Origin of the sequence: Peptoniphilus lacydonensis (genome assembly GCF_900106515.1) — a bacterium.
In the GTDB taxonomy this organism is placed as follows: Bacteria; Bacillota; Clostridia; order Tissierellales; family Peptoniphilaceae; genus Peptoniphilus_A; species Peptoniphilus_A lacydonensis.
This window is the reverse complement of the sequence record NZ_FNWF01000003.1, coordinates 60,451-79,746: the sequence shown is the minus strand read 5'-3', so window position 1 is coordinate 79,746 and position 19,296 is coordinate 60,451. Positions and strand designations below refer to the sequence as shown.

At 34.0% G+C, this 19,296-nt stretch carries 25 protein-coding genes; 24 read left to right on the top strand and 1 reads right to left on the bottom strand.

From position 1 onward, the window contains the following. Positions 1-95 precede the first annotated feature (95 nt). Positions 96-452 (top strand): HNH endonuclease, encoded by a 357-nt coding sequence (locus BQ5450_RS02140; protein WP_071125827.1) that lies wholly within the window; start codon positions 96-98, stop codon positions 450-452. 96 nt (positions 453-548) lie between these two features. Here BQ5450_RS02140 and BQ5450_RS02135 read toward each other — a convergent pair whose 3' ends face one another. After that, a complete protein-coding gene (locus BQ5450_RS02135) occupies positions 549-1,430 on the bottom strand; it encodes an Abi family protein (RefSeq protein WP_071125826.1) in 882 nt (293 codons plus the stop codon). 123 nt (positions 1,431-1,553) lie between these two features. Here BQ5450_RS02135 and BQ5450_RS02130 point away from each other — a divergent pair, with 123 nt between their 5' ends. The 23 genes from BQ5450_RS02130 (at position 1,554) to BQ5450_RS02025 (ending at position 19,276) form a co-directional block, all read left to right on the top strand. After that, entirely contained in the window at positions 1,554-2,162 is a 609-nt protein-coding gene (locus BQ5450_RS02130) for a P27 family phage terminase small subunit (protein WP_071125825.1), read from the top strand. A 5-nt stretch (positions 2,163-2,167) separates the two neighbouring features. Next, complete coding sequence (locus tag BQ5450_RS02125; protein ID WP_071125824.1) at positions 2,168-2,950, top strand: S-adenosylmethionine synthetase N-terminal domain-containing protein; 783 nt, start codon at positions 2,168-2,170, stop codon at positions 2,948-2,950. Then, a complete protein-coding gene (locus BQ5450_RS02120) occupies positions 2,950-4,200 on the top strand; it encodes a site-specific DNA-methyltransferase (protein ID WP_071125823.1) in 1,251 nt (416 codons plus the stop codon). The genes BQ5450_RS02125 and BQ5450_RS02120 overlap by 1 nt, the downstream gene beginning before the upstream one ends. A 43-nt stretch (positions 4,201-4,243) precedes the next feature. After that, complete coding sequence (locus BQ5450_RS02115; protein ID WP_071125822.1) at positions 4,244-4,459, top strand: DUF4314 domain-containing protein; 216 nt, start codon at positions 4,244-4,246, stop codon at positions 4,457-4,459. 118 nt (positions 4,460-4,577) lie between these two features. Beyond that, complete coding sequence (locus BQ5450_RS02110) at positions 4,578-4,823, top strand: DUF7698 family protein (RefSeq protein ID WP_234346983.1); 246 nt, start codon at positions 4,578-4,580, stop codon at positions 4,821-4,823. A gap of 93 nt (positions 4,824-4,916) precedes the next feature. Then, on the top strand, positions 4,917-5,090 hold the full coding sequence (locus tag BQ5450_RS09275; protein ID WP_234346982.1) for a hypothetical protein: 174 nt from the start codon (positions 4,917-4,919) through the stop codon (positions 5,088-5,090). Between the two features lie 211 nt (positions 5,091-5,301). Further along, positions 5,302-6,891: a terminase large subunit gene (locus BQ5450_RS02100; protein ID WP_071125821.1), complete on the top strand. Its 1,590-nt coding sequence runs from the start codon at positions 5,302-5,304 to the stop codon at positions 6,889-6,891. A gap of 44 nt (positions 6,892-6,935) precedes the next feature. Continuing rightward, entirely contained in the window at positions 6,936-7,355 is a 420-nt protein-coding gene (locus BQ5450_RS02095; protein ID WP_002834879.1) for a nuclear transport factor 2 family protein, read from the top strand. 226 nt (positions 7,356-7,581) lie between these two features. Continuing rightward, positions 7,582-8,694: a phage portal protein gene (locus tag BQ5450_RS02090; protein WP_234346981.1), complete on the top strand. Its 1,113-nt coding sequence runs from the start codon at positions 7,582-7,584 to the stop codon at positions 8,692-8,694. Further along, positions 8,681-8,806, top strand: a complete 126-nt coding sequence (locus BQ5450_RS09360; protein ID WP_008901305.1) for a hypothetical protein — start codon at positions 8,681-8,683, stop codon at positions 8,804-8,806. Before BQ5450_RS02090 ends, BQ5450_RS09360 begins: the two co-directional genes overlap by 14 nt. A 122-nt stretch (positions 8,807-8,928) precedes the next feature. Further along, on the top strand, positions 8,929-9,612 hold the full coding sequence (locus BQ5450_RS02085; protein WP_456107057.1) for a head maturation protease, ClpP-related: 684 nt from the start codon (positions 8,929-8,931) through the stop codon (positions 9,610-9,612). A gap of 4 nt (positions 9,613-9,616) precedes the next feature. After that, positions 9,617-10,822, top strand: coding sequence for a phage major capsid protein (locus tag BQ5450_RS02080; RefSeq protein ID WP_071125818.1), 1,206 nt, complete (start codon positions 9,617-9,619; stop codon positions 10,820-10,822). A gap of 10 nt (positions 10,823-10,832) precedes the next feature. After that, entirely contained in the window at positions 10,833-11,105 is a 273-nt protein-coding gene (locus BQ5450_RS02075) for a head-tail connector protein (protein ID WP_071125817.1), read from the top strand. Beyond that, positions 11,105-11,437 carry a phage head closure protein gene (locus BQ5450_RS02070; protein ID WP_071125816.1) on the top strand — a complete coding sequence of 111 codons (333 nt, stop codon included), beginning with the start codon at positions 11,105-11,107 and terminating at the stop codon, positions 11,435-11,437. The genes BQ5450_RS02075 and BQ5450_RS02070 overlap by 1 nt, the downstream gene beginning before the upstream one ends. After that, positions 11,434-11,814 (top strand): HK97 gp10 family phage protein, encoded by a 381-nt coding sequence (locus BQ5450_RS02065; RefSeq protein ID WP_071125815.1) that lies wholly within the window; start codon positions 11,434-11,436, stop codon positions 11,812-11,814. The genes BQ5450_RS02070 and BQ5450_RS02065 overlap by 4 nt, the downstream gene beginning before the upstream one ends. After that, positions 11,807-12,136, top strand: coding sequence for a hypothetical protein (locus BQ5450_RS02060; protein ID WP_071125814.1), 330 nt, complete (start codon positions 11,807-11,809; stop codon positions 12,134-12,136). Before BQ5450_RS02065 ends, BQ5450_RS02060 begins: the two co-directional genes overlap by 8 nt. A gap of 158 nt (positions 12,137-12,294) precedes the next feature. Further along, entirely contained in the window at positions 12,295-12,891 is a 597-nt protein-coding gene (locus BQ5450_RS02050) for a major tail protein (protein WP_009431460.1), read from the top strand. A gap of 2 nt (positions 12,892-12,893) precedes the next feature. Beyond that, a complete protein-coding gene (locus BQ5450_RS02045; RefSeq protein ID WP_019117844.1) occupies positions 12,894-13,250 on the top strand; it encodes a hypothetical protein in 357 nt (118 codons plus the stop codon). A gap of 17 nt (positions 13,251-13,267) precedes the next feature. Further along, complete coding sequence (locus tag BQ5450_RS09105; protein ID WP_199820650.1) at positions 13,268-13,432, top strand: hypothetical protein; 165 nt, start codon at positions 13,268-13,270, stop codon at positions 13,430-13,432. A gap of 91 nt (positions 13,433-13,523) precedes the next feature. After that, positions 13,524-13,751 carry a type II toxin-antitoxin system RelB family anti-toxin gene (locus BQ5450_RS02040; RefSeq protein ID WP_071125813.1) on the top strand — a complete coding sequence of 76 codons (228 nt, stop codon included), beginning with the start codon at positions 13,524-13,526 and terminating at the stop codon, positions 13,749-13,751. A gap of 103 nt (positions 13,752-13,854) precedes the next feature. Then, positions 13,855-15,291, top strand: coding sequence for a hypothetical protein (locus tag BQ5450_RS02035; protein WP_071125812.1), 1,437 nt, complete (start codon positions 13,855-13,857; stop codon positions 15,289-15,291). 95 nt (positions 15,292-15,386) lie between these two features. Further along, on the top strand, positions 15,387-16,124 hold the full coding sequence (locus BQ5450_RS02030) for a hypothetical protein (RefSeq protein WP_159052464.1): 738 nt from the start codon (positions 15,387-15,389) through the stop codon (positions 16,122-16,124). Positions 16,125-16,210: 86 nt separating this feature from the next. Then, positions 16,211-19,276 (top strand): phage tail tape measure protein, encoded by a 3,066-nt coding sequence (locus BQ5450_RS02025; RefSeq protein ID WP_071125810.1) that lies wholly within the window; start codon positions 16,211-16,213, stop codon positions 19,274-19,276. Positions 19,277-19,296: the final 20 nt, after the last annotated feature.

Sequence of the window (19,296 nt, the reverse complement as noted above, 5' to 3'; positions counted from 1 at the left end):
AGAGTAAGTAGTTGTAGTATTATTATAATAGCAAAAGAATAATTAAAAGAGCCTTGGAGATTTAATCTTCAAGGCTTTCTTTATGGAGTGATAAAGTGCCGAGAAAACCTAAAAGACCATGTTCTCATCCAGGTTGTCCTGAATTAGTTGATGGACGATTCTGTAAGAAACATGAGAAAGAATACAACAAGAACTATGAAAAATATAAACGAGATCCTAACACTCATAAGCGTTATGGAAAAGCGTGGAGACATATAAGAAAAAGATATGTAGTAGAGCATCCACTTTGTGAAATATGTTTAAAAGAAAATAGAATGACGAAGGTAGAGGAAGTACATCACATACTTCCTCTTTCTCGTGGTGGAACTAATGACGAAGATAATCTTATGAGTCTTTGTAAATCTTGTCACTCAAAGATTCATGCAAAGAGTGGAGATAGATTTGGAGGATAGTTTTCCGTGGGGAGGGGGAGTCTTAATCTCTACGAGTGATTTCCCTACCAACGGTGCCACCCTCTCACGCACAAAAAAACGGGTTCAAAGGGGGTATTAAAGAATATCTTTCCAATTAGGAGGAAAACCCATAAATTTATAGTTGAAGTAGCCTTGGTATTTATTAAAGGTATTTTCTAAATCTTTTAAAAGGGATTCCCATTGGTCGTTTGAGTTTAAAATTCTCTTTATGATTAAAAGAATGGGGAATATTTTATTTTGTTTGCCTTTATATTGTTCGTTTTCAGAATAAAGACGGGGAGTTTCTTTTAAAGGCATATTATAAAGTCGAGTGTAATGGGCACAAATATTTCTTACTTCAACGAGACATAGAATCCAATTTTTTAAATATTTAGGGTCTGTGTTGTAATAATTAGAAATTACCTTTTGATCTTCATCTTTAAAAATACTAAACAAAGAAGATAAATTTCCAAAAGACATGAGCTCAACGGACACCCAGATTGGAAACTTTCCATCATATTTTCTTAGGTGGTGTTTAACAAATGGTTTATTCTTTTGCCTGTCAATTTCGTTGCTCAGATTCTCATTTATGATGGAATATATGGTTTGACCTTTTTTATTCGTTTTATGAATGAAATTATCTTCGTGCATAAGTACATCGGAACCGTATGTAATAGCTAGGTGGTAAGCAATTTGAGTTCTAAGCTCTATTTCAATTTGCTCAATAGTTCTAATGAGGTTGTTTTTAAATTGGCTATCAAAGCAATAAAGGTTAAAGAGATGCTCGATAGTAATATGGTCCTTATAATGCTCTTTATTATTATATTTTTTAAGACCAATACCATAACCTGAAAGTCTGTAATAATTTACTTTTTTCAAAATTTCTGTTGCATAAACTTCATCTTTGATTTTTAAGTTATGGTCAATTTTTAATTTGGTAATTTGATCTTCGTAGCTTAAAGCAGGTTTTAATGTCATATAATTTCTCCTCAATATAAAAAAAGCCCTCTCCGTGGTCCGCATGTAGAAAATCTACATTAAGCGTGGAGAGGTTCTGTTAAATTAATTATAACATAGAACTAGTCAAAGTCAATAACATACATGAGAAAAGAAATAAAACAACTAGGAGGTGATACTATCGCTAAAGATGGAACATACAGAGGTGGAAGAAGAGTAAAAGCAGGTGGCAAACCACAGCCTGCTGTTGAAAAAATAGAAAAAGGTAAAAAGGTAGAAATTTTAATGAATGATATTCCAACATTCACTCCAGAAGAAATAGATGCAGTTGACTTACCAGATGGAGCAGTTCTTGATGGAACCGATATGCCTACACCAAGTGACTATCTATCAGCAAAGCAAAAGAATGGAATACCACTTGGTGCTGATGAAATATATAAAGAGACATGGTCTTGGTTAAAACAGAGAAACTGTGAAAACTTAGTAAATCCAAGATTGTTAGAATCCTACTCTCAGGCTTTTGCAAGATACATTCAATGTGAAGAGGCAATAAGTCAATTTGGACTATTAGGAAAGCATCCTACTACAGGAGGAGTTATTGCATCTCCATTTGTACAGATGTCTTCACAATTTCAAAAGACAGCAAATCTTTTATGGTATGAGATTTATGACATTGTAAAAGAAAACTGCACGGAAGTTTATGAAGACTATGGAGAAGATATGATGGAAAAATTACTAAGGCAAAGGAGGTAATTATATTGTTTGAAAAAGTAAATCCAAAGCATCCAGATAAAATAGCAGATTGCATAGCTGGTGCAATTGTAGATTTAGCATATAAAGAAAAAGATAATCCTAAAATAGCAGTTGAAGTATTGCTAGGGAATGAAGACTGTCATGTGATTATAGAAACGGACTGTAATCTAAATAAAAAAGAAATTGAAACAGCAATTAAGAGGATAGCTGGAGAGGTCATAACAGATATTAAAATCGTAGAACAGGATATTCACCTATCAAATAATCAAAAAGAAAAGATAAGATGTGGTGACAATGGAATCTTTAATGGAGTACCTACATCTGAAGAAGAAAAGAAACTATCTTTAATTGCTCGTGAAATTTATTCTAATTATCCTTATGATGGGAAATATATTCTCGATGGAGATAAACTTATTATTTGCCAGTCAAATGTATCTACAGAAATTTTAAAATCGATTTATCCAAGAGCAATCGTAAATCCATTAGGAGATTGGACTGGAGGATTTAATGTTGATACTGGAGCGGCTAATAGAAAACTCGGTTCTGATATGGGACGAGCAGTAACTGGTGGAGGTCTTCATGGTAAAGACCTATCTAAGGCTGATGTATCAATTAATATTTATGCCCACCTAAAGGCACAAGAAGAGAAAAGAGAGATTGAATTATCCTGTGCAATCGGAGATGAAACTGTTGATGGTAGACCATATTCTGAAATTGTAGAAATAGCTAGAAACTATATTAATTCTATTGGTGGTTTTGAGGAATTTGCTAAGTGGGGGCTCATCTAATGAAAGAAGGACTATTACAATATGAATTAAAAAATGTAGATGAACTCATCCCATATATTAATAATGCTAGAACGCATACTGACGAACAAATTAATAAGGTAGCTGCATCTATAAAAGAATTTGGATTTTTAAATCCTATCTTAATTTCAGATGAGAATGTTATTACAGCAGGACATTGCAGACTTCTAGCGGCTAAGAAACTAGGACTAAAGAAAGTTCCATGTATTTTAGAAAATCATCTCACAGAGGGACAAAGAAAAGCTTATGTTCTTGCTGATAATAAGTTAAGTTTAGATGCTGGCTGGGATGAAGAACTATTGAGAGTTGAAATTGAATCCCTAGAAGATTATGGATTTAATGTAGAGCTTACAGGATTTTCAACTGAAGAATTATCTTCGCTCTTTGACCTTGGTGTAGAGGCTGAAGAAGATGACTTTGATGTTGAAGAAGAACTTAAAAAGCCTATTTTTTCCAAGGAAGGAGATATTTGGACTCTAGGTCGACATAAAGTTATTTGTGGTGATTCTACTCTATGGGATACTTTTGAAAAGTTACTAGGCGAAACTAAGGTCAATTTAGTATGTACCGATGCACCATATTTTGTTGAATTAAAAAATAAATCGGGAACGATTAAAAATGACAACTTAAATGATAAAGAGGCCTATGAATTTTTAATGAAGGTCTTTACAAACTTTAAAGACGCAATGGCTAAGGATGCATCAATTTATGAATTCTATGCAACTATGAAAGCTAGAGTTTTCTATGATGCTTTTGAAGATGCAGGCTTTAAAGTTGGTGCAGGGCTTATTTGGAAAAAACCAAGAGCTCCTTTCATGAGAACAGATTGGAAATTTAATATGGAGCCTATTATCTTTGGTTGGAGAAAAGATGGAAAACATAACTGGTATGGAGATCAAAAGCAAACAGCAGTCTTTGAATTTGATGGAATTAAAGATTCTGAAAAAGAAGGATGTGGTCATCCATCATCAAAACCAGTACCACTTATTGCTTATTTAATAAAGCAATCAACTCAAACAAATGGCTTAGTGCTTGATGGATTTTTAGGAAGTGCATTTACATTAATTGCCTGTGAGGAGCTTAATCGAATCTGCTATGGAATAGAAATAGAACCTAAATTTGTTGATGTAGCAGTAAAAAGATATTTGAATTTAGTGGGGAGTGATGAAGAAATAAACTTATTAAGGGATGGAAAAGAGTATAAGTATGAAGATGTTTTTAATCTGACTTGATATAAATCCTAGATTGAGTGATATATGTATGTGAGGTGATTAGATGATTTCAAGGGAAATTATACAAAAATTAAAAGAGACGTATCCAGTAGGTACAAGAGTAAAACTAATCCAAATGGAAGATGACGGGGCACCTCCAGTTGGAACCTTAGGCACAGTTTATGGGGTGGATGCCATTGGATCAATCCTAGTAAAATGGGATAATGGTTCGATGTTAAGTGTAATTTTTAGGGAAGATATAATTGAAAAATCTAAATAAATGACCGTATGTTGCTTGACTATTCCTCTATTGTACGGGAATATGTGTACAACAAAAGAGGAGGTATAAAAAATGAAAAAGATTGAACTACTAGAAAACATTAAAGAAAAAGAAGAATTTGAAGAAAACAAAATCAGCTATAGATTTTACTGGGCATATAGAGAATCTTGAAAGATTTGAGATACAAGAATTTACAATTTCAGACCAGTCAACAGGCCTTATGAAAGGACTAAAAAGTTTTAAAAGAAAAGGTTACTTTCCTATAGACTTAATTGAAATAGATACAGGAAGGACTAATTGGAATTTCAAAGAGAGCAAAGAGGAAAAAGAATATGCACCAGCCCTCCTTTTCAAGAGAAATTAATAATAAAAATAGAGAGTTGAGCAAGATAATTGCTTGACTTATCTCTCGTTGTACGGGAATATGTGTACAACAAAAGCAAAGGAGAGTAAAACCATGAAAAAAGACCTTTTAGAAAGATTAGAAACAGAAGTCAAAGCTTGCAAAAGATACGCAGAAAACTCAATAAAAAAATCAAAAGAAGGCAAGATTGGAGCAGCAATTAACCTTTTAGACATAGCAGGAACAGCAAAGAAATGTGCAGACCAAGTTCATGAAGAACTTTGGTAAGTATCAAAAGAAAATTTAACAGATGAAGAATTCCAACTTTTTGCAGAATCAGAAACACTAGATAGAGAAATTAAGAAAGCATACAAAGAATTAAACATAGCAAGACAAAGATAAAATAGAATTCCAAATAGAGTTTAGGCTCTATTTGTCGTAGTAGAAGTCACAATCATGTGGCTATTTTTTATGCCTATTTTTCAAGGAAGGAGGTCAAATGAAATATAAACCAACAAAATTTATGCTACCTACATCTCACTATGATAAAAACAAAGCAGACTATGCAGTCACATTTATAGAATGCCTAAAACATACAAAAGGTAGATGGGCAGGTAAAGACTTCAAGCTTATTGATTGGCAAGAAGAAATCATAAGAGACTTATTTGGCATTGTAAAAGATACGGGATATAGACAATTCAATACTGCATATATTGAAATACCAAAGAAGATGGGAAAGTCAGAACTTGTAGCTGCTGTAGCACTCCTCCTTACTTGTGGCGATGGAGAAGAAAGGGCAGAAGTTTATGGATGTGCTGCTGATAGACAACAAGCAACTATAGTTTTTGATGTTGCAGCTGATATGGTAAGGATGAGCCCAGCCCTATCTAAAAGAGTAAAGATTCTAGCCTCTCAAAAGAGGATGATATATAAGCCTACTAATTCTTTTTACCAAGTTTTATCTGCAGAAGCTTATTCTAAACACGGATTTAATATTCATGGTGTGGTTTTTGACGAGCTTCATACTCAGCCTAATAGAAAACTTTTTGATGTTATGACAAAAGGTTCAGGAGATGCAAGAACCCAACCACTATATTTTCTCATAACAACTGCAGGAACAGATACCAAATCAATCTGCTACGAAACACATCAAAAAGCAGTGGACATACTTGAAGGAAGAAAAACTGATCCAACTTTCTATCCTGTGATTTATGGAGCAGACAGAGAAGATGATTGGACAGATGAAAAAGTATGGCATAAGGCAAATCCGTCTCTTGGAATTACAGTTCCTATAGAAAAAGTAAGACAAGCTTGTGAATCGGCTAAGCAAAACCCAACTGAAGAAAATGCCTTTAGGCAGTTAAGATTAAATCAGTGGGTCAAACAAGCAATTAGATGGATGCCTATGGAAAAATGGGACTTATGTAATTTTGCTGTTAATGAAGAAGAACTAAAAGGCAGAGTTTGCTATGGTGGTCTTGACCTATCAAGCACAACGGATATTACAGCTTTTGTTTTAGTCTTTCCTCCAATAGACGAAGATGATAAATATCAAATATTACCCTATTTTTGGTTGCCAGAAGATAACCTCGACCTAAGAGTAAAAAGAGACCATGTAAACTATGACCTATGGAAAAAACAAGGCTATATTATGACAACAGAAGGTAATGTAGTTCACTATGGATTTATAGAAAAATTTATCGAAGACTTAGGCGAGATATATAACATACGAGAAATTGCCTTTGACAGGTGGGGAGCAGTGCAGATGGTACAAAACTTAGAAGGAATGGGTTTCACAGTTGTTCCTTTTGGTCAAGGATTTAAAGACATGTCTCCGCCAACAAAAGAATTAATGAAGCTAACTCTTGAAAGAAAAATAGCCCATGGAGGTCATCCAGTTCTAAGGTGGATGATGGATAATATTTTTATACGAACTGACCCTGCTGGAAATATAAAAGCAGATAAGGAAAAATCTACAGAAAAGATAGATGGAGTAATTGCTACAATAATGGCTCTTGATAGGGCTATAAGGTGTGGCAATGATACGCGTGAATCTGTTTATGATGATAGGGGGTTGATTGTTTTTTAATATGGGTATAAAAATAAAATAGAAACATTTTTGAGGTGATATTTATGAGGAATAGAGAAGATATTATTCGTTTATGGTTTGATATGTGGATAAAAAAACAAGACTTAGGAATTAAAGATATTTTTGCTAATGATATTGTGTATACAGAAAGTTGGGGGCCAAAGTATAATAATCGCAGTACACTCGAGTTATGGTTTAAAGAATGGAACAGTCGTGCAAAAGTTGAAACATGGGATATTGTACAATTTTTAGACTTTAAAGACCAATCAATTGTGGAATGGCATTTTAAATCAGTGATGAATAATGGGAAAATTGATGAATTTAATGGGATTTCTTTGGTTAAATGGGATTTTGATAATAAAATAATAGAATTAAAAGAATTTGGATGTAATATAGATAATTATAATCCATATGCTTATGGAGAGATTCCTAAATTTAGAAAAGAAAAGTCAAAGTGGTTTTAACATATATTTATTCATGATATTTTTTTAGCATCTACATTAGTAGGTGCTTTTTTCATACCTAATTTAAGGAGGTGGTGATATAAGTATTTTAAATTTAATTTTTACCTATAAGGGCACAGATAAGTCGAGAGACAAACCTAAAGACGGGGAGAGGATATCTTCATCGTCTTTTTTATTTGGGAGAACAACAGCAGGTAGGAATGTCAACGAATTTACTGCTATGCAAATGACAGCAGTTTATTCATGTGTGAGAGTTCTTGCTGAAACCTTAGCAGGACTTCCTATTCATCTATATAAAAGAGGAGATTCAAACTCAAAGGAAAAAGCAAAAGACCACGCCATATATTTTCTTTTACACGATGAACCAAATACTGAGATGACTTCATTTGTATTTAGAGAAACACTAATGACTCATCTTCTTTTGTGGGGTAATGCCTATGGACAGATTATTCGTAATGGAAGAAATGAAATCATAGGTCTATATCCTCTTATGCCAAATAAGATGACTGTAATGAGAAGTGAAGATGGAGAAATCTTTTATAAATACAATCATAAATCAGAAGAAGTTTATCTCTTAAAAGAAGATGTACTTCATATACCTGGACTTGGTTTTGATGGCCTTATAGGATACTCGCCAATCACCATGGCTAAAAACGCAATTGGAATGGCTATGGCTTGTGAAGATTACGGAGCGTCATTCTTCCAAAATGGAGCACAACCAGGTGGAGTTTTAGAGCATCCAGGTATTATTAAAGACCCAGAAAGAGTTAGAGCGTCATGGAATGCTGCCTTTCAAGGGCCTAAGAACGCCAACAAAGTGGCTGTACTTGAAGAAGGGATGAAATACCAACCGATAGCAATAGCACCAAGTGAGGCCCAATTTTTGGAAACAAGAAAGTTTCAGTTAAATGAGATAGCAAGGATATTCAGAATACCACCTCACATGATTGGTGACTTGGAGAAGTCATCATTTTCAAATATAGAACAGCAGTCACTTGAGTTTGTTAAATACACTCTTGACCCTTGGATTGTTCGTTGGGAGCAATCCTTAGAAAGAGTACTATTAACAAAGAAAGAAAAAGAATCCTACTTTATTAAATTCAACCTTGACGGACTTCTAAGAGGAGACTATGAATCAAGAATGAATGGATATGCTGTAGGAAGACAGAATGGGTGGATGAGTGCAAATGACATAAGAGAATTAGAAAACCTAGATAGGATATCAGCTGAAGAAGGTGGAGACCTATATCTTGTAAATGGAAATATGCTACCACTTGATAAGGCAGGTAGTTTTTATCAGCAGAAAGGAGAAGAAATAAATTCTAATGAAGAACAATAAAATATTTTGGAATTGGAAAAAGGATTCAAATGAACTCTATATAGATGGAGTTATTGCAGAAGAGTCTTGGTTTGATAGAGAAAAAACGCCAAGGCTCTTTTTTATGACCTAACCCGATGAGTGCTTAGCACGAATCGTTGGTAGGTCAGATGTCACGAAGTCCAATTTTCATCGACCAAAGGGAGATAAGAAAATTGTGACGGAGCTGACTTGAAGAATTGAGGTGACAATATATTGAATAAAAAAATATTTTGGAACTGGTCAAATAATGAAAATGTCTTATACATTGACGGAGTTATTGCTGAAGATTCATGGTTTGATGACGATGTGACTCCTAAGCTATTTGCCAGTGAATTAAAAAATAAAAGTGGAGATATAACTGTATGGATCAACTCCCCTGGTGGAGATTGTATAGCTGCATCAAGAATTTACACCATGCTTTTAGAACACAAGGGAAATGTAATCATTAAGATAGATGGACTCGCAGCATCAGCAGCATCAGTCATTGCCATGGCAGGAACTGAAGTGCTGATGAGTCCAACATCATTAATGATGATTCACAACCCTTTAACTGTAGCTATTGGTGACTCAAAAGAAATGCAAAAAGCCATAGATATGTTAAAGGAAGTTAAGGAATCAATCATCAATGCCTATGAGATTAAGACAGGTTTATCCAGAGAAGAGATTTCTAATCTAATGGATGGGGAGACTTGGTTTGATAAGAATAAGGCTATTGAGATGGGGTTTTGTGACGGAACTCTCACTGGCAAAAGAAAAGATGAAAAAGTCACTAATATGGTTTTTTCAAGACGAGCAGTTACAAACTCGCTCTTAACAAAGATAAATAAAGAAGTGAAAACTCACTCAATGAGTGAGGTCGAAGACAGATTAAACAAAATTAAAAATACTTGGAGGTAAAGATATGAACTTAAAAGAACTAATGGAAAAGAGAACTAGGGCTTGGGATGAGGCAAAATCATTTGCTGAATCTAAGAAAGATGAAAATGGTCTAATGTCTGATGAAGATTTTAAGACATATGAAGAGATGGAGAGAACTATCGAGAATTATACTCGTGAAATTGAAAGAAAGAAGAGGGAAGAAGAAATGGATAAATCCTTAGAAAAACCTACTACTCAAGCACTAACAAATGAACCTGCTACTTTTAATGAAGAAGAAAAGCCAATGAGAGCAAGAAATGTCTATAAGAAATCTATGATGAAAGCACTAAGAACTAACTTTAGAGATATTTCAAATGAATTAAAAGTAGGTACAGATGAAAGTGGTGGATATTTAGTTCCAGAAGAAATGGAAGTAGATATTGTAAATGGTCTTGAAGATGAAAATATTGTAAGAAAACTAGCTACAAAAGTTCAAACTTCTGGACTTCATAAAATCAATATTGCAGCTACAAAGCCAGCAGCCCTATGGGTTGAAGAAGGTGGCCAACTTACCTTTGGAGATGGTACTTTTGATCAAGTATCTCTTGATGCGCATAAACTCCATGTTGGAATTAAAGTTACTGAAGAACTTTTATATGATGCAGCCTTTAATTTAGAAAAATATATCGCTGAAGAATTTACTAGAGCATTAGCAAACGCTGAAGAAGATGCTTTCTTAAATGGAGATGGAGTAAATAAGCCTACAGGAATCTTTGATTCTAAAAAAGGTGGAGAACTTGGTGTGACAACAAAGGCTCAAACAATTACTGCAGATGAATTAATGGATTTAGTTTACTCTTTAGATAGACCTTATAGAAAGAAAGCAGCCTTCATTTTAAATGATGCAATTTTAAATGATGCAACAGTTGCTCAGATTAGAAAACTTAAGGATGTAAATGGTGCATATATTTGGCAACCATCACTTAAAGATGGAGAACCAGATAGACTTTTAGGATATCCTGCTTATACATCTGCCTTTGCTCCAAAAGCTGAAAAAGGAAAACTTGCTGTAGCCTTTGGCGATTTTTCTTATTACAAGATTGGAGATAGAGGAAACAGGTCTTTCCAAGACTTAAAGGAACTATTTGCTGGAAATGGCATGGTTGGTTTCTTAGGCAAAGAAAGAGTTGATGGAATCTTAGTTTTAAGAGAAGCAGTAAAACTATTAAAAATCGGTGCTACTGCCTAAGGAGTAAACTATGATTACTCTTGAAGAGGCAAAGTCCTATTTAAGGGTGGATTTTGATGATGAGGATGAGATGATTGAATCTCTCATCCATTCATCAATCAAACACTCTATGGATGTAGCTAGGGTTAATAGTGAAGAAGACCTTTCTAAAAATCCAAATGGAAAGATAGCTGCCCTCTATATGACTGCTTATCTTTATGAGCATAGAGAAGAGGCAGATTATTCTGAACTAAACTTAACGCTAAGGGCTTTATTATTTGGAATGAGAAAGGCTGAGTTCTAATGAGGGTATCGGATTTAAATAGAAAAATAACCTTTCAAAATAAAAATGTTGAGGTAGATGAAATTGGTAACCATAAATCAGTATGGACAGATTATATAGAAACTTCAGCCTATATATCTTTTCAAGGCAAAGGTGAAGAAGTTTTTCTTGGTATGGAAATAGACAGGTCAGATATTTCTTTTACTGTAAGATTTCAAAATAGGTTAAAGAATATTAATACTTCAGAGTACAGAATTCTATTTGATGATGAAAAGTACAATATCATCTCAATTGACTTTATGAACTACAAGAACAGACTTATAAAGTTTAGATGTAGGAAGGTAAGTAGATGAATGTAAAAATTGAAAACCTCGCCAGTGAAATAATGAAAGGCTTAGAAGAATATTCTGATATGGCTACGGATGAAGTCAAAAAGGAAGTAAAAAAAGCTGGTAGCAATATTAGAAAAGACATACAAGAAAATGCACCTGTAGGAGAAACAAAGAAATATTCTAAGTCTTGGTCTGTAAAAACTATGAAAGAAACTTCGAACTCAATAGAACTTGTAGTTCACTCAAGAAATAGATACCAACTGGCTCATCTACTTGAGAAAGGCCATGTTCTAAGACAAGGAGGAAGAGTATCTGCTAGGCCTCATATTGGACCAGCTGAGGAGAAAGGAGTTAGAGAATTGGAAGAAAATATAATGAGGAAATTACAAGATGGATAGGCTATTAAAAATAATTGAAGAGATAGGACTTCCCTTTGCATATTCGCACTTTGCTGAGGGCGAAAGTCCAGATCCACCATTTATGGTATATCTATTTCCAAAGAATAAACACTTTGGTGCAGATGGAGTGGTTTTTTATAAAAACACACAGATAGACTTAGAACTTTATACTGATAAGAAAGATTTAAAACTAGAAGAAAAAATAGAAGAGATACTTGATAGAGAAGAAGTCTATTATGAAAAATCTGAAGTTTGGATTGAATCAGAAAGACTCTATGAAGTTCTTTATGAATTTACTATGGAGGTAAAAAATGGCAAATAAAGTTAAATTTAATATTTGTAACGTTAATGACCTAACCCCACGAGCTTTGCGAGTGGCAGGTAGGTCAGATGTCACGCAATCCAATTCTCTGCGACTGATAAGGAGCGAAGAGAATTGTGATGGAGCTGACTCACTACAATTTATGGGAGGTAACAATTATGGCAAATAAGGTAAAGTTTAATATTTGCAATGTGCACTACGCTCTCTTTGATAAAGCCGAAGAGGGCGTTATTAAATATAAGACACCAGTGCCAATGCCTGGTGCTGTTTCAATTTCATTGGATCCTAATGGAGAGCCTGAAAGCTTTTATGCAGATGGAATTGAATACTACACTATTTCAAACAATATGGGATATGATGGAGATTTAGAAATCGCCCTTATTCCAGAATCTTTTAGGACTGATGTTTTGATGGAAAAATCAGATTCTAATAAAGTTCTAATTGAGTCTTCAAATTCTGAAACTGCAAACTTTGCACTGTTATTTGAGTTTGATGGTGACCAAAAGAAAATCCGTCACGTTATGTATAACTGCTCAGCAGCAAGACCCACACTTGAAGGAGAAACCAACGAGGAATCAAGAGAAGTTCAACCAGAAACCTTATCTATCCAAGCAAGACCACTTCCAAATGGAAATGTAAAGGCTAGAACAGGCGAAGAGACTACAAAGGAAACTTATGATGGTTGGTACAAGTCAGTCTATATGCCAACAGAAACTACAGTAACACCTTCAAGAGCAAGTGTTGGAGGTAAATAAATATGGCACTAACCAAGAAAATTCAAATCGATGGGAAAGAAGTTGTTTTCCGTGCATCAGCAGCTATCCCAAGAATCTATAGACTTAAATTTGGAAGAGATATCTTCAAAGACTTAATGGAACTAGAAAAGTCCATGAAGAAAAATGATGAAGATAAATCCAATCTTGATATAGGTTCACTTGAGTTATTTGAAAATATAGCATATGTAATGGCTAAACATGGGGATAAATCTGTGCCAGATAGTCCAGAAGAATGGTTAGATAATTTCTCAACTTTTTCAATTTATCAAATTCTACCTCAGCTAATTGAGTTGTGGGGACTTAATATAAAATCGGAAGAAGTTCCTAAAAAAAAGTAAGACCAACAGAAAGACCAATGACTACACCCTTGTTTTTACTAAGGGCAGTGGAACTTGGTCTTTCTGTTTCTGATTTATCTCTACTAACAATTGGACTTGTAAATGATATGTTCACAGAAAAGAATAACGATGAATATAAATACAGGGAAGTAGCGACACAGGATGATTTTGATAGGTTTTAACAATTTAGCAAATATAGTTGCAATTTAAAAGATAATATGTTATACTAGTTTTAACTTAAGAAAGTGGGATAGGTAGGTAGATTTAAAAACAATGGGAAATAGAATAAAACAAATAAGGAAAGAAAAAGGATTAACTCAAGAGCAATTAGCTAATGGACTTAGTGTTACAAGACAATATATTAGCCTTTTAGAACGTGGAGAGGCTCAAGCTACAATTTCTGTAGGAATAGAAATCGCAAACAAACTAGATACATGTGTTTACACATTATTTGGTCTTGACGAGTGTGAGTGTTGTAATGTAGGCACAGGAGGTAATTAGATGATATATTTAAATCCACAAAGGTATAAGAACGGCGATATAGACTGTAGTATATAAACCATAAGAACACAATATGTAAGCAAAAAATTCACAGGAGGTCAGTATGAAAAAGATTAAACTTTTTATTGGATATTTATTAGTGCTGGTATCGTTTTTAGCACCAAGTGTTGTATTTGCGGGTAGCTATGTAGATAAGGATATTAAAACAGAAATAGATCAAATATTGAATGATTTTAATTTTAAAACACAAGGCACTAATATACATTTCTATAGTATGAGTGCTAATGATACTAAAGGTGAAAATATAGAAATAAGAAAAAATGATGGTCTTATATCAATTGTATCTGATGAAGGTAAAAGAAAAATTACTTTAACAGAAAATCTGGATGTAGTCTCTGTAGATCAATATGATATTGCGGATAGTTTATCCTTAACAGATGAAAATGAGAAGTATTTTATTGATACTGATAAAAAATATATTGATTTAATAGTATCTAAATATGTGCCTAATGATTACAACATTATTGAAGTAAAACCTATTTTGGATGGATTCCATCAGATTATTTGTTTGAAAGATAATCAATACGATATAACAAATTATTATGATTCATATAAAATAACAGTAGATTTTAAAACGCATACCGTTTTAGGGTTTAATCAGTGCCATGAGTATATTGTAAATGGTCTACCAAAGATTGATAGAAATGAAGCAATGGAAATAGCAATTAATTATTGTGAGAATAATAATATAAAATTCAATTATTCTGGGATTCCTTTGATAGAGTTGGAAGTCAGAAAAGAAAATGACTATTTTGAAAATAATTCGCTTGAAGGATTAAACGATATTGACTTAGAAATCTATGCCAATAGACAGTTAGAAAGACCATTACATTGTTCATATGTTGTTACATTTGATGATTTTTCTGTTTTGGTTGATGCTTATACCGGTGAAATAATAGGTGGAGATGAGTTTGCAGCGTCAAAAGATGGGGCTTCATATTATGGAACACATAAGGGCAGAAATACAAAATATTTTACTAGTTCAGCATCCAACATTAATTCTATCCTTAATTCGTTGGGATATAATTCATATACAGATTCAGCAGACAATGATAATGGGGTAAGCTTAAGAAGATTTGTTCGAGGAGATGGAAACAATTATGCGTTTGCGTTTTCCGGTCATGCCTCACCAATATCTTTAGGAAATGGGCAAAAGTATAGTTATGTAAGATATTTAAGTCTAAACGATGTTACTTGTTGTTGGAAATTTGTTTTTTTAAATGGGTGTAATACGGCAGAAGATACAAGGTGGAGAGACGCTTTTGGTATTAGCGGATCTTCAAATGGGAAAATATTTTTAGGTTGGTATAAAGGGGTTGAACTAGGTACAATGTTGGATTTTACTGGAAATTTAAAGCATCAAGTCAGAAGAAATCCAAGCAAAACATTTTATTCTAATGTATTAAGAGCTATTGAGAAGCCAGGAACATATTATTATATACGTTTTTGGGGTGATAAAAATATATCAGGTAGAGTTTAGTAAATACCATGCAAGTGACTATGAAAAATAAAATAACTTTAAAATATTTAATATGTATTTGTTTAATATTTTTATTAATGGCATGCTCCAAGAAAATGAATTCGATTGATAATTTAGATAAAGTTAAAATAATTAGTACCTTAAAGGATTTTGGATATAATGTAGAAGATGGAGAATTGATCTATAAAGAAAGAGAAGATTTGGATAATGGAGGTATAAAAATTCAGTCTTCTAAAGGGGCTATCTTTATTTTTGATAAAAATAGTGATGTGATTAATGTAGATGCTTTATCGACTCTTAAGTGGGATGAAGATATTGCAGAAGATTTAGAATATCCAAAAAAAGAGTATGTAAAATTTATCAAAGATAAATACATTCCATTTGACTATACAGAAGAAGAAATAGGCTATTATACAAAAGAATATAAGATGTATTCTTTTTATAAAGCTAATGCTGCTAATATTTTCAACCCATACAATCAAATTAGAGTAGTATTCGATAGAAATAAGAACGCTATAATTCTATATGATATTATAGATGACTTTATAATAAAAGAACCACCTAAGATAGATGAAATAAAAGCTAAAAACATAGCAAAAGATTTTTTATCAGCATCTAATGAAAAAGAATCAGAAAGTGTTCAAAATATTTCGTTAAAAGTAATCAAATCTAATAACTTTTTTAAGGATTCATCATTTTTAGTAGACAGTAAAAACAATATCAAAGTTCAAAAATCTGGTGTTCTTCATTTAGCTTATGTTATAGAGATTGAAGATGTATTAATATATGTTGATGCTTATAATGGTAAAATAATTGGAGGAGATTCGTTTTAATTCATTACTAGATAAAAAACTTAGCTAAGAAGCATCTAGAAAATTCTAGGTGCTTTTTTGATGCTTAAAATTAAGGAGGTGAGATATTGGCAAATAGAATAAAGGGGATAACTGTTGAGATTGGTGGGGACACTACCAAATTGCAGACTGCACTAAAACAAGTTAATACAGAGATTAAACATACTCAGTCTGAACTTCGTGATGTTAACAAACTTCTTAAACTTGATCCTGGAAACACAGAACTTATCTCCCAAAAGCATAAGTTATTAGGACAGACCTTAGAAGAAACAAAGAACAAATTAACTTCTTTGAAAGAGGCACAAAAACAAGCTGAACAGGCTCTTGCAGAAGGTAAGATTTCCCAAGAGCAATATGATGCCCTTAAACGAGAGATTATTGAAACAGAACAAGCCCTAAAATCTCTAGAAAGACAAGGAGCAACCACTAATCAAACCCTGCAAAACATAGCTATTACTGGGGAAAAATGGCAAAACACAGGGCAAAATATAGAAAACGTGGGAAGAAAAATGATGCCAGTATCTCTTGCAGTAGCAGGTCTTGGGGTAGCAGCAGTAAAGACTGCTTCAGATTTTGATTCTGGTATGTCAAAGGTAAAAGCAGTATCTGGTGCAACAGGGTCCGACTTTGACGCTCTGAGAGAAAAGGCTCGTGAAATGGGAGCCAAGACCAAGTTCTCGGCATCTGAAGCGGCAGAGGCTATGAATTATATGGCCATGGCTGGTTGGAAAAGTAAAGATATGATTAGTGGTATTGAAGGAGTCATGAACCTTGCTGCAGCTAGTGGTGAGGATCTAGCTACTACTTCAGATATCGTTACAGATGCCCTTACAGCCTTTGGTTTAAAAGCTGAAGACTCTTCTCACTTTGCTGATGTTCTTGCTGCTGCATCATCTAATGCCAATACCAATGTTTCATTAATGGGCGAAACCTTTAAATATGCTGCACCTATTGCTGGGACACTTGGATATTCAGTTGAAGATACGGCAGTCGCTATTGGGTTAATGGCTAACGCAGGAATAAAAGGTTCACAAGCAGGGACAGCTTTAAGGTTTGGACTAACAAGACTCGCATCACCAACTAAAGAAGTTATTAATGGAATGTCCATGTTGGGCTTATCTATTGAAGATGTACAGGGCCTTTCACTTGATGAGACTTTAAGTACCTTTAGAGTAGCCTTTGCTAATTTAGACGGAACCCAAAAAGCACAAGCAGCATCCATGATATTTGGTAAAAACGCTATGTCTGGAATGTTGGCAATTATAAATGCTAGTGAGAAGGACTACAACAGCTTAAGTGATGCCATATATAACGCTGATGGAACAGCAGAAAAAATGGCTGCTACTATGCAGGATAACCTAGCTGGTCAATTAAAGATTCTACAATCTGCCCTAGAAGAATTAGCTATATCCTTTGGAGAACTTTTAATGCCTGCTGTTAGAAAAGCAGTAGATATATTAACAAAATTGGTAAATGGACTTAATGCACTTCCAGGACCAGTAAAAGGTATTATTGCAGGTATCGGTCTTTTTATAGCTGCTCTTGGACCTGTACTTATGATTGTAGGAAAACTTATCTGGTCAATAGGAACTATTATGACCAAAGGACCTCTAATAGTAGGAGGAATAACTAAGATAGTTGGAATCTTTACAGGTACACTTATACCAGCAATTACTGCAGTAGTATCAGCCATTGGGATTGTTCCTATTGCTATTGGTGCAGTAATAGCTGGTCTTGTTCTTTTATGGAAGAAGTGCGACTGGTTTAGAGAAGGGGTCATCTCCATATGGGAAACTATTAAGGAATCAACTGCTGCCATTTGGAATGGAATAAAAGAATTTTTCGTAAATCTATGGCAAGGGATATCTGATTCATGGACAAGTACCTGGACCGAGATTACTACTTTCTTATCAGAATTCTGGTCTGGATTTATTGAAGGAGTGAAGAACACTTGGAAAGGCATCAAGGACTTCTTTGCCAATCTATGGAATGGACTTTCTGAAGGATGGAACAGTATCTGGACATCTATAACAACTTTTCTAACTGAATCTTGGAATACCTTTATTGAGGGAGCCAAGAGTCTATGGCAAAGTTTAGGAGAATTCTTTACAAGTCTCTGGACGGGAATTCAAACAACTTTTACAAATATATGGACAGCTATTTCAACTACAACTACAGAAGTATTTACAGCAGTTGGAGAGTTTATAAAAACTACTTGGGAAGGTATTAAGACTTTAATTTCAACAGTTCTTGATGCAATTAAAGTAAAAGTAGAGACTATTTGGAATGGACTAAAAGAGTTTTTAACAACAGTCATTACTGCCATTGGAACATTTATATCCACATCCTGGACCAATATAAAGACTACAATAGAGAACATCTTGACTTCTATTAAGACAGTTCTTGAATCAATCTGGAATGGGATAAAGACCTTTATATCATCAACAATGAATAACATTAAGACCTCTGTTTCATCTGCTTGGAACTCCATAAAGTCTACTATTTCATCTGCAGTGAATACTGCAAAGTCAGCAGTATCGTCTGCATTTAATTCGATGAGATCAAGTATTTCATCGACTATGTCAAATATTCAGTCCACTATTAGAAATGGATTTAATAATGCAGTTAATCATATTAAAAATTTGGCATCTCAAGCATATACATGGGGAGCCGATATGATTAACGGGATTGCAAGAGGGATTAGAAGTGCGATTAGCAATGTGACATCTGCTGTATCGAATGTAGCATCAACTATTAGGTCTTACCTGCACTTCTCTGTTCCAGATGTTGGACCTTTAACTGACTATGAATCATGGATGCCAGACTTTATGGAAGGCTTATCTAAGGGGATAGAAAAGAGCAGAAGACTAGTTCAATCTTCAATGGAAAATGTGGCAAGCGATATGGTTTTAAGTCCCAATATATCATCTCTAGATATTGGAGGACATGATAAAGAATCCGTTGTAAGTGGCATTGATATAGGAAGGCAAATATCTGATGCACTTGCAAACATCAATTTAAAATCAGAAAATACTGGAGATATAGTTATACCAGTTTATCTTGGTGAAACTCTCCTTGATGAAGTTATTGTTAATGCATCTATGCGTAAGAATTTAAGGAGTGGAGGTAGATAATGACCTAACCCAAAATCTAT

Coding starts and splice junctions, on each gene's coding strand:
- BQ5450_RS02135 (WP_071125826.1), bottom strand. CDS start 1,430: ATGACATTAAAACCTGCTTTAAGCTACGAAGATCAAATTACCAAATTA.
- BQ5450_RS02130 (WP_071125825.1), top strand. CDS start 1,554: ATGAGAAAAGAAATAAAACAACTAGGAGGTGATACTATCGCTAAAGAT.
- BQ5450_RS02120 (WP_071125823.1), top strand. CDS start 2,950: ATGAAAGAAGGACTATTACAATATGAATTAAAAAATGTAGATGAACTC.
- BQ5450_RS02115 (WP_071125822.1), top strand. CDS start 4,244: ATGATTTCAAGGGAAATTATACAAAAATTAAAAGAGACGTATCCAGTA.
- BQ5450_RS09275 (WP_234346982.1), top strand. CDS start 4,917: ATGAAAAAAGACCTTTTAGAAAGATTAGAAACAGAAGTCAAAGCTTGC.
- BQ5450_RS02100 (WP_071125821.1), top strand. CDS start 5,302: ATGAAATATAAACCAACAAAATTTATGCTACCTACATCTCACTATGAT.
- BQ5450_RS02095 (WP_002834879.1), top strand. CDS start 6,936: ATGAGGAATAGAGAAGATATTATTCGTTTATGGTTTGATATGTGGATA.
- BQ5450_RS02090 (WP_234346981.1), top strand. CDS start 7,582: ATGACAGCAGTTTATTCATGTGTGAGAGTTCTTGCTGAAACCTTAGCA.
- BQ5450_RS09360 (WP_008901305.1), top strand. CDS start 8,681: ATGAAGAACAATAAAATATTTTGGAATTGGAAAAAGGATTCAAATGAA.
- BQ5450_RS02080 (WP_071125818.1), top strand. CDS start 9,617: ATGAACTTAAAAGAACTAATGGAAAAGAGAACTAGGGCTTGGGATGAG.
- BQ5450_RS02075 (WP_071125817.1), top strand. CDS start 10,833: ATGATTACTCTTGAAGAGGCAAAGTCCTATTTAAGGGTGGATTTTGAT.
- BQ5450_RS02070 (WP_071125816.1), top strand. CDS start 11,105: ATGAGGGTATCGGATTTAAATAGAAAAATAACCTTTCAAAATAAAAAT.
- BQ5450_RS02065 (WP_071125815.1), top strand. CDS start 11,434: ATGAATGTAAAAATTGAAAACCTCGCCAGTGAAATAATGAAAGGCTTA.
- BQ5450_RS02060 (WP_071125814.1), top strand. CDS start 11,807: ATGGATAGGCTATTAAAAATAATTGAAGAGATAGGACTTCCCTTTGCA.
- BQ5450_RS02050 (WP_009431460.1), top strand. CDS start 12,295: ATGGCAAATAAGGTAAAGTTTAATATTTGCAATGTGCACTACGCTCTC.
- BQ5450_RS02045 (WP_019117844.1), top strand. CDS start 12,894: ATGGCACTAACCAAGAAAATTCAAATCGATGGGAAAGAAGTTGTTTTC.
- BQ5450_RS09105 (WP_199820650.1), top strand. CDS start 13,268: ATGACTACACCCTTGTTTTTACTAAGGGCAGTGGAACTTGGTCTTTCT.
- BQ5450_RS02040 (WP_071125813.1), top strand. CDS start 13,524: ATGGGAAATAGAATAAAACAAATAAGGAAAGAAAAAGGATTAACTCAA.
- BQ5450_RS02035 (WP_071125812.1), top strand. CDS start 13,855: ATGAAAAAGATTAAACTTTTTATTGGATATTTATTAGTGCTGGTATCG.
- BQ5450_RS02030 (WP_159052464.1), top strand. CDS start 15,387: ATGAATTCGATTGATAATTTAGATAAAGTTAAAATAATTAGTACCTTA.